Below are 8,896 nucleotides of genomic sequence, written 5' to 3'. Positions count from 1 at the left end.
CCGAACGGGCCGCGGTCGAGGACGCGGACGCCGCCCGGGAGCGTCTCGGGCGCGGGCGGCCGGAGGTCCGGCACGCGCAGCTCGCCCGCGGGCTGGGCGGCGAGGAGCACGGCGGCGAGCGCGAGGGTGGGCGCCATCACCGGCACGATGCGGCGCGCGCGCGCCCGGCGGCGCCTCCGGCGGGGAGGGAAGTTGGGGCACGCGCGCGCGCCCGCGGGGTGGACGCCGCCAGCCCTACCGCTCGCCCGCCTCCTCGTCTCCCCCGGCGAGCCCGTACTTGCGGAGCTTGTCGTGCAGGGTGACGCGCGACATGCCCAGCCGCCGCGCCGCCTCGCTCCGGTTCCCGTGCGCGGCGCGCAGCGCGTCCACGATGAGCCCGCGCTCGTACGCCTCCACGCGCTGCTTGAGCGGGAGCGGCGCGCTCTCGGCCGCCGGCGCCTCGGGCGAGCCCGCGGTCGGCTCGCCCGGCAGGAGCGACAGGTCGAGGCCGTCGGGCGGCGAGAGCGCCACCAGCCCCTCGATCGCGTTCTCCAGCTCGCGCACGTTCCCCGGCCAGCGGTGCGCGGCCAGCCGGTCGAACAGCGCCGGCGGGACGTGCAGCGGGGACGCGCCGAACCGGTCGGCGAAGCGCTCCAGGAAGTGGCGCGCCAGCACCGGGATGTCCTCGGGGCGGTCGCGGAGCGGCGGGATGGAGAGGTGGACCACGTCGAGGCGGTAGTAGAGGTCCTCGCGGAAGCGGCCGGCGCGCACCAGCTCCTGCAGGTCGCGGTGCGTGGCGGCGATCACGCGCACGTCCACCGTGCGGGCCTTCTCGTCGCCCACCGGCCGGACCTCGCCCTCCTGGAGCACGCGCAGCAGCTTCCCCTGCGCGGGCGCGGCCAGCTCGCCCACCTCGTCGAGCAGGATGGTCCCGCCGTCGGCCTCGCCGAACAGGCCCGGCCGCGAGCGCACCGCCCCGGTGAACGCGCCCTTCACGTGCCCGAACAGCTCGGCCTCGGCCAGCTCCGGCGAGAGCGCGGCGCAGTTGAACCGCACGAACGGCCCGCCGGCGCGGCGCGAGGCGCGCACGATGGCCTCGGCCACGCGCTCCTTGCCGGTGCCGCTCTCGCCGGTGATGAGCACGGTGACGTCGCGCGGCGCCACCCGCCCCACCAGCACCGCCAGCCGGCGCATGGCCTCGGAGGAGAAGACCATCGAGCGCGACAGGGCCAGCTCGCCGGCCAGCCGCTCGTTCTCGTCGGCGAGCCGCACCGCCTCGACCGCGCGGCGCACCACCGCCAGCAGCTCCTCGGTCTCGAACGGCTTCTTGAAGTAGTCGTAGGCGCCCGCCTTCACCGCCTCGACCGCCTGGCGCTCCGAGCCGTGCGCGGTGATCACCACCACGCGCGTGGCGGGGTGGCCGGCGGTGACCTTGCGGAGCAGCGCCATGCCGTCCAGGCGCGGCATGCGGAGGTCGGTGAGCACGAGCGGGAACGGCTGCGCGGCGAGCTTCTCGAGCGCCGTCTCGCCGTCGGCGGCCTCCTCCACCTCCAGCCCCTCCGACGCGAGGATCTCGCGCAGCGTGTAGCGGACGCCGGGATCGTCGTCCACCACCAGCACCCGCGCCCCGCCGCGCCGCTCCGGCTGCTCGCTCATGCCACCGCTCCCGTCCCCGCGCCGGCGGGGGTGGCGGGCAGGGTGAGCTCGGCCACCATCCCGCCGCCCGCGCGCGGGGAGAGGACCAGGTCGCCGCCGTGCTGCCGCGCCAGGGACCGGGCGATGGTGAGCCCCAGCCCCGAGCCGCTCGCCTTGGTGGTGAAGCCGGGGGAGAACGCGGCGTCCCGCACCGCGGGGTCGAGGCCCGGGCCGCGGTCCTGGACGCGGATCCGCGCCCCGCCGCCCGGGGCCGGCGCCGCCTCCAGCTCCACCGCGGCGCCCGCCGGGCTCGCGTCGAGCGCGTTCTGCACCAGGTTCACCAGGATCTGCTTCACCTTCCGCGGATCGCAGCGCGCGCGCACCGCCGCGCCGCGCGCCTCCACCGCCACGCCGCGCTCGCGCGCCAGCCCCTCGTGCAGCGCCGCCACCTCGCGCGCCAGCGCCGCCACGTCGCAGTCGTCCAGCACGAGCGGCACCAGCGGCCGGGAGAAGTTCAGGAAGCCGTCCAGGATGGCCTGCATCCGGCCCACCTCCTGGCGGAGCACCGCGAGCCGCTCGGTGGGCTTGCCCGGGCCGACCCCCTGCGCCAGCAGGCCGGCCAGCCCCTTCACGCTGGCGAGCGGGTTCTTCAGCTCGTGCGCGATCTCGCCGGAGAGCGCGGTCAGCTCCTCGGCCCGCTCGGCGTACGCGCGGAGCGAGTCCTGCTGCGCCGCGAGCGCGCGCCGGAGGATGGCCTCGAACACCTTGCGGCCGGCCCGGCCCGCGAAGGCGATCGACACGAGCACGACGGTGAGGAAGCCGGCGTGCAGGCCCAGGCCCAGGCCCACCGGCGGCGGCCGCCGCGCCGCGCCGCCCAGCAGCTCCAGCTCGAGCGGCGCCGCGCCGGTGGCGCCCAGCACGGCGAACGTCCAGACGGCCAGCACCTGGAAGGCGGTGAGCCAGGCGGACACCGGCGGGCGCACGAAGACGTTCACGATGACCGCGAGCAGCACCGCCACGTAGATGAACGGGCTCCCGAGCCCGCCGGTGGCGGCGGTGAGGGTCATCTGCCCGACCACCGCCGCCACGAGGTTGATCCGGACCTGCCCGGGCGCGAGCCCGCCGCGGCGGCGGAAGCGGACGTACTCGATGATGAAGAACGCCGCGACCGTCACGAGGATCGCCGCGAGCAGCGCCCGCCGCCAGCCGGTGGGATCCACCCACGCCATCCAGGCGCCGGCGGCCAGCACCAGCGGGACCAGCAGCAGGCGCGCGCCGACGAGCTGCCCGAACAGCCGGGACAGCTCCTCGCGCTGGATCTGGTCGTGGCCGGGCGGTGGCATCTGAACGATCCGGGGGGCGGGGCGGCTCGCCGCGACCACCATACGACGGGCGGCGTTCCTGCGCACGGGCGGCGCACGGACGCGCATGCAGGAAGTCGAGCGGACGCCCGCGGGTCACGCTAGATTCGCGCGACCCATGGAACCCGTCGTGGAGATCCGCGGGGTCCGCAAGCAGTTCGGCGGGCTGACCGCGCTGGAGCGCGTGGACCTCGAGATCCGCGCCGGCGAGATCTTCGCCCTGCTCGGCCCGAACGGCGCCGGCAAGACCACGCTCATCTCGATCATCGCCGGCCTGCTCCGGGCCACCGAGGGCGAGGTGCGAGTGCTGGGCAAGGACGTGGTGCGCGACTACCGCCACACCCGGCGCGCCATCGGCCTCGTCCCGCAGGAGATCAACTTCGACCCGTTCTTCACGGTCGAGGAGACGCTCCGCATCCAGGCCGGCTACTTCGGCGTGGAGCTCCGGGAGGAGCGGCTGGTGGAGATCCTCCGCGCGCTCGACCTGCTCGGGAAGCGGACGGTGAACAGCCGCGCGCTCTCCGGCGGCATGAAGCGGCGCCTCCTCATCGGCAAGGCGCTGGTGCACGACCCCAAGGTCCTGTTCCTCGACGAGCCCACCGCCGGCGTGGACGTCGAGCTGCGCCGGTCGCTCTGGGAGTACGTGCGCACGCTGCGCGCCCGCGGGACCACGGTGGTCCTGACCACGCACTACCTCGAGGAGGCCGAGGAGCTGGCCGACCGAGTGGGCGTGATCGACCGCGGCCGGCTGCTGGCGCTGGAGGGCAAGGACGAGCTGCTCCGGCGGCACGGCGCGAAGACGCTCCGGCTGGTGCTGGACGTGCCGCGGGCGGAGGTCCCGCCGTCGCTGGCGGCGCTGGGCGGCAAGCTGGAGGAGGGCGGCGCGGCGGTGGCGGTGGAGGTGCCGGCCGGCGAGGGCTTCGGCCCGGTGCTGCGCGCCGCGGCGGCGGCGGGGCTCGGGGTGAAGGACGTGGAGACCCGGCGCACCACGCTCGAGGACGTGTTCGTCCGGCTGCTGGCCGGCGGGCAGGCGCGGGGGGGCCGATGATCTCGCTCGGGCTGCGGACGCTGTTCGTGAAGGAGGTGCGCCGGTTCCTGCGCGTGCCGGGGCAGACCCTGCTCTCGCCGCTCGTGACCACGACGCTCTACTTCGTGGTGTTCGGCTACTCGCTGGGTGCCCGCCTCGCCGACGTGGAGGGCGTGCCCTACGCGCGCTTCATCGTGCCGGGCCTGGTCACGCTGGGCGTGGTCACGAATGCCTACCTGAACAGCGCCTCCTCGCTGTTCGTGATGAAGCTGCAGGGCACCATGGTGGACCTGCTCGTGTCGCCGCTCTCGTACGGCGAGGTGCTGGCCGGCTTCCTGGGCGCGGCGGTGGTCCGCGGCGTGCTGGTGGGCGGGGTGATGTGGCTCGTGGCCGGCGCGTTCGGCGGGTTCGAGCTCGCCCACCCCCTCGCGGCGGTGGCGCTGCTGGTGCTGGTGGCGGTGGTGTTCGCCGCCCTCGGCGTCGTCACGGCGATCTGGGCCAGCACGTTCGAGCAGGTGAACTTCTTCCCGACCTTCTTCATCACGCCCCTCACGTTCCTGGGCGGCGTCTTCTACTCGATCGAGATGCTGCCGCCGGCGCTCCGGCGGCTCACCGCGCTCAACCCGATCTTCTACATGGTGGACGGGGTGCGGTTCGGGATGCTCGGGATCTCCGACGCCGCGCCGTGGGTGGGCGCGGCGATGCTGGTGGTGCTCGCGGCGATCTCGGTGGGCGGCGCGTACGCGATGCTGCGGTCCGGCTACAAGCTGAGGGGCTGAGCCGCCGAGCCCCTGCCTCTCCCACCTAGGGTGGACGACCCATCCGGAGCTTTTCGGGATCGAATTCGGCCCGTCTTGGGTTTATGCTACGGCGCCCTCAGACCGGGGGAACGCGAAATCTCGATTCACGGAGGTCACTTCACATGCGTCGTCTGTCGGTCGTCCTGCTCACCGCGCTCGCCGTGGCGGGATGCAAGAAGCAGCAGCCCCCGCCCCCGCAGCAGCCCGCCGCCGCCGCGCAGCAGGCCGGCGCGCCCGCGGCCGCGCCCGTGGCGGGCAAGGTCCTCGAGCGCCTCGACGCGCCTCCGTACGTCTACCTCAAGCTGCAGACCGCCAGCGGCGAGGCCTGGGCTGCCGTCCCGCAGTCGGACGTGAAGGTCGGCGCCGAGGTCTCGATCGTCGGCGCCATGCCGATGAACGGCTTCGAGTCGAAGACGCTGCAGCGCAAGTTCGACGTGGTCTACTTCGGCACGCTCGGCGGCGGTGAGGCCGCGGCCGCGCCCGCCGGCATGCCCGGCATGGGCGGCGCGGCGCCGGCCGGCATGCCCCCGGGCATGGGCGGCGGCATGGGCGGCGCCCAGCCCGACATGGCGGCGCAGCACGCGGCCGCCGCGGCGGGCCCGACCGAGGTCGGCGACGTGAAGGTCCCGAAGGCCAGCGGCGCCGACGCGCGCACGGTCGCCGAGGTCCACGCGCAGAAGGTCTCGCTCAAGGAGAAGCCCGTCACCATCCGCGGCAAGGTGGTGAAGTACAACGAGGGCATCATGGGCAAGAACTGGCTGCACCTGCGCGACGGCTCGGGCACGGCCGGCAAGGACAACGACCTCACCGTCACGACCACCGACCGGACCTCGGTCGGCGAGGTGGTGACCGTGAAGGGCACCGTCCGCGTGGACAAGGACTTCGGCGCCGGGTACGCGTACCCGGTCATCGTCGAGGACGCCAAGGTCGCGAAGTAGCTCGACCGTCTCGGCAGGACGCTTGCGGGCGCGGTCCTCCGGGGCCGCGCCCGTCGTCGTTCAGGGGCCTCACCGCGAACATCCGCTGGCCCTGGCGCGCCGACCCCGCGGCCCGCTCCAGGACAGGGCCCGCTGGAGGCAGGCCTCCGCATCGCCGACGCGAGCCGCCCGTCTCAACGATCAGGCCCGCTGGAGGCGGACGCCGGATCTCGAGACGGCGAGAAGGACCCGCCCCGCCGGAGGCGGTCCGCGAAGCGGACGCGCGAGATTCGCCTCGCGGCCCGTTCCACAAACGGCCGCGCTCGTCTAGATTCCGCCGGTCTTGCCGAGCGACGCCGACAGCCGCGCCCCCGCGCTCCGGGAGGTGGAGGACGAGGTCCGGGATCTCGCCCGCACGGCGGAGCTGGAGGCGCCGGCGGATCCCGCGGCGCGGCGGCGCTGCGCGGAGCGGCTGGAGGCGCTGCGGGACCGGTGGCGCGAGGCGCCGGCGCTGTTCGGGCCGGACACGGTGGAGCGGCTGCGCGCGGTGGCGGTCGCGCTGGCCCGCGCCCCCGCGGCCGCGCCGCCCGCGCCCGGCGCGGCCCGGGCGCTGCTGCAGGAGGTGTTCGGCCACGCCGCCTTCCGCCCCGGCCAGCAGGAGATCGTGGACGCGGTGGTGGCCGGGCGCGACTGCATCGGCGTCATGCCCACCGGCGCCGGCAAGTCGCTCACGTACCAGATCCCGGCGCGGCTGCTCGGCGGGACCACGCTGGTGGTCTCGCCGCTCATCGCGCTCATGAAGGACCAGGTGGACGCCATGGCGCGGGTGGGCCTGCGCGCCGCGTTCCTCAACTCGACGCTCTCGCCGGAGGAGCGGCGCGAGCGGGTCCGGGCGCTCCGCCGCGGCGACCTCGAGCTGCTGTACGCCGCGCCCGAGGGGCTGGAGGCGTCGGTCGGCGACGCGCTCGAGGGCACCGCGCTCTCGCTCATCGCGGTGGACGAGGCCCACTGCATCAGCCACTGGGGCCACGACTTCCGCCCCGCCTACCGCAACCTGGCCGGCCTGAAGGCGCGCTTCCGCGCGCCCGTGCTGGCGCTCACCGCCACCGCCACGCGCGAGGTGGTCCGCGACATCGCCGGCCAGCTCGGCATGGCCGATCCGCTGGTGGTGCGCGGCTCGTTCCTGCGCCGCAACCTGCGCATCTCGGCGGTGAAGAAGGGCGAGGGCGTGCGCACCCGCGACGCGCTGCTGCGGCTCGTGCGCGCGCGCCGCGGCCAGAGCGGCATCGTGTACGCGCTGTCGCGCCGGTCGGTGGAGGAGACCGCCGAGCTGCTCCGCGACCACGGCGTGCGCGCCGGCGCGTACCACGCCGGCCTCGACCCCGACGTGCGCGCGCGGGTGCAGGACGAGTTCCAGTCCGGCGCGCTCGAGGTGGTGGTGGCCACCGTGGCGTTCGGCATGGGGATCGACAAGCCCGACATCCGCTTCGTCATCCACCGCGACCTGCCGCGCTCGGTCGAGGCGTACTACCAGGAGATCGGCCGCGCCGGCCGCGACGGCGCGCAGAGCGACTGCGTGCTGTTCTACTCGTGGGCCGACGTGATGAGCTGGGACCGGCTCCTCGACGACGCCGAGCCCGAGGTGGCCGAGGTGCAGCGGCGGATGGCCCGCGCCATGTTCCGCCTCGCCGACGAGGAGGGCTGCCGGCACGAGCGGCTGGTGGGCTGGTTCGGGGAGCGCATCGACCCCTGCGGCGACGCCTGCGATCGGTGCACCGGCGAGGACGTGCTCGCCTCGGCGCCGGCCGTGCCGCGCGGCGCGCGGGAGCGGCGCGGCGGCGAGCGCGGCCGCCGCGAGGGCGGGGGACGCGGGCGGTCGCGCGCCGAGCCCGTCGAGGCCGCCGAGGCGGACGTGGAGCTGTTCGAGGCGCTCCGCGCCTGGCGCGCGGCGGAGGCGAAGGAGCGCGGCGTCCCCGCGTACGTCGTGTTCTCCGACGCGACGCTGGCGGAGATCGCGCTCCAGCGCCCCGGCGGCGAGGACGCGCTCCTCGACGTGAAGGGCGTGGGGCCGCGCAAGCTGGAGGAGTTCGGCACCGCGCTGCTCGCGCTGGTGCGCGCGCACCGCTCATAGGAGCTGCGAGGCGTCGAGCTCCAGCTCCAGCCGGAAGCGGGCGGCCACGTCGGCCTCGAAGGTGGGCGTCGGCGCGTCGTAGGTGAGCTCCGCGCGGACGCGCAGCACGCCGCCGTCCAGGTAGCGCGCCAGGTCCACCCCCGGGGCGCCCTTCATCTCCACGGCGGTGGGGGCGGCGCCGGCCGGCCGCTGGTAGCTGGCCACCGTCACCGGCGCGCCGCCGGCCGGCGGGTACACCGAGAGCACCACCGAGGCGAGGCCGCGCAGGTCGGTGCCGGAGCCCGCCGCGAGGGCGAGGTCCACCTGCTCCAGCCACAGCTCCGCGTCCGCCGAAGGATCCGAGAGGGCGTCCACCTCGGCGCCCAGGTCGTAGCGGAGGTCGGCGGAGAGGCAGCCCGGCCCGCAGTCGCCCACTCCGCCGCCGGGGTACGCGGGGAAGCGCTGCGCGGGGAGCGTCAGCCGGATCTCGGGCACCTCGAGCGTGGCGGTGGCGAGCGGGCCGCAGCCGGCGAGGAGCAGCGTCAGGGCGGGGAGGGCGCGGAGGCGGGCGCGGCGCATGTGCGGTCCTAGAAGAAGTACTGGAGCCCGAGCTTCACCGAGGGGATGAAGGCCGTGACGCGCGGATCGCGGTAGGTGACCTGCGTCCCGCCGGGATCGCCGGTGACCGCGGTGCCGGACGCCTGGGCGCGGACCCAGGCCACCCCGCCGCGGACCGAGAACGCCAGGCCGCGCTGCGAGCCGAGCTCGACGCCGAGGTGCGCCGCGGCCCAGGCGTAGCCGACCTTCTTCAGGAGCGGCTTCACGCCGTCCGGCACGCCGTCGTTCACGTAGCGTGAGATGTCCCCGTCGAAGAACCGCCCGCCCTCCACCGTGAGCGCGGGCGAGGCCGCCCAGTGCCACGGGACCAGCGCGAGCCCGCCGTGGACGCCCAGGGCGGCGGCGTTCCAGGCCGGGCCGGCGAACGCGCGCAGCGCCGGGACCGGGCGCCAGGCGAGCGCGAGCGTGAGGCCCTCCGGCGCGCCCGCGTCGAGCGACAGGCCGAGCCA

8 protein-coding genes are annotated in these 8,896 nt (G+C 75.6%); 4 read left to right on the top strand and 4 right to left on the bottom strand.

Annotation, left to right across the window (positions count from 1 at the left end; all coding sequences use genetic code 11):
* Window positions 1–234: 234 nt before the first annotated feature.
* Both PSR1_RS19390 and PSR1_RS19385 read right to left on the bottom strand, forming a co-directional pair.
* A complete protein-coding gene (locus PSR1_RS19390; RefSeq protein ID WP_059439064.1) occupies window positions 235–1,635 on the bottom strand; it encodes a sigma-54 dependent transcriptional regulator in 1,401 nt (466 codons plus the stop codon).
* On the bottom strand, window positions 1,632–2,957 hold the full coding sequence (locus PSR1_RS19385) for a HAMP domain-containing sensor histidine kinase (RefSeq protein WP_082100306.1): 1,326 nt from the start codon (window positions 2,955–2,957) through the stop codon (window positions 1,632–1,634). Before PSR1_RS19385 ends, PSR1_RS19390 begins: the two co-directional genes overlap by 4 nt.
* 136 nt (window positions 2,958–3,093) lie before the next feature.
* Here PSR1_RS19385 and PSR1_RS19380 point away from each other — a divergent pair, with 136 nt between their 5' ends.
* From PSR1_RS19380 to PSR1_RS19365, 4 genes are all read left to right on the top strand, one after another.
* Window positions 3,094–4,023, top strand: a complete 930-nt coding sequence (locus PSR1_RS19380) for an ABC transporter ATP-binding protein (RefSeq protein ID WP_059439063.1) — start codon at window positions 3,094–3,096, stop codon at window positions 4,021–4,023.
* On the top strand, window positions 4,020–4,781 hold the full coding sequence (locus PSR1_RS19375) for an ABC transporter permease (protein ID WP_059439062.1): 762 nt from the start codon (window positions 4,020–4,022) through the stop codon (window positions 4,779–4,781). Before PSR1_RS19380 ends, PSR1_RS19375 begins: the two co-directional genes overlap by 4 nt.
* Before the next feature lie 143 nt (window positions 4,782–4,924).
* Entirely contained in the window at window positions 4,925–5,740 is an 816-nt protein-coding gene (locus tag PSR1_RS19370) for a hypothetical protein (protein WP_059439061.1), read from the top strand.
* A gap of 322 nt (window positions 5,741–6,062) precedes the next feature.
* Entirely contained in the window at window positions 6,063–7,850 is a 1,788-nt protein-coding gene (locus PSR1_RS19365; RefSeq protein ID WP_059439060.1) for an ATP-dependent DNA helicase RecQ, read from the top strand.
* On the opposite strand, the gene PSR1_RS19360 is transcribed toward PSR1_RS19365, so the two are convergent.
* Both PSR1_RS19360 and PSR1_RS19355 read right to left on the bottom strand, forming a co-directional pair.
* Window positions 7,845–8,408: a hypothetical protein gene (locus tag PSR1_RS19360; RefSeq protein WP_059439059.1), complete on the bottom strand. Its 564-nt coding sequence runs from the start codon at window positions 8,406–8,408 to the stop codon at window positions 7,845–7,847. The two genes, PSR1_RS19365 and PSR1_RS19360, sit on opposite strands and share 6 nt — an antisense overlap.
* A gap of 8 nt (window positions 8,409–8,416) precedes the next feature.
* A partial coding sequence (locus PSR1_RS19355) for a hypothetical protein (protein ID WP_059439058.1) occupies window positions 8,417–8,896 on the bottom strand: 480 nt, incomplete at its 5' end.

Source organism: Anaeromyxobacter sp. PSR-1 (assembly GCF_000964525.1).
In the GTDB taxonomy this organism is placed as follows: Bacteria; Myxococcota; Myxococcia; order Myxococcales; family Anaeromyxobacteraceae; genus Anaeromyxobacter.
This window is presented reverse-complemented; position numbering and strand designations above follow the sequence as displayed.

What these genes read in the sequence shown, in the direction of transcription:
- PSR1_RS19390 (WP_059439064.1), bottom strand. Translation starts at nt 1,635, where the DNA reads ATGAGCGAGCAGCCGGAGCGGCGCGGCGGGGCGCGGGTGCTGGTGGTG.
- PSR1_RS19385 (WP_082100306.1), bottom strand. Translation starts at nt 2,957, where the DNA reads ATGCCACCGCCCGGCCACGACCAGATCCAGCGCGAGGAGCTGTCCCGG.
- PSR1_RS19380 (WP_059439063.1), top strand. Translation starts at nt 3,094, where the DNA reads ATGGAACCCGTCGTGGAGATCCGCGGGGTCCGCAAGCAGTTCGGCGGG.
- PSR1_RS19375 (WP_059439062.1), top strand. Translation starts at nt 4,020, where the DNA reads ATGATCTCGCTCGGGCTGCGGACGCTGTTCGTGAAGGAGGTGCGCCGG.
- PSR1_RS19370 (WP_059439061.1), top strand. Translation starts at nt 4,925, where the DNA reads ATGCGTCGTCTGTCGGTCGTCCTGCTCACCGCGCTCGCCGTGGCGGGA.
- PSR1_RS19360 (WP_059439059.1), bottom strand. Translation starts at nt 8,408, where the DNA reads ATGCGCCGCGCCCGCCTCCGCGCCCTCCCCGCCCTGACGCTGCTCCTC.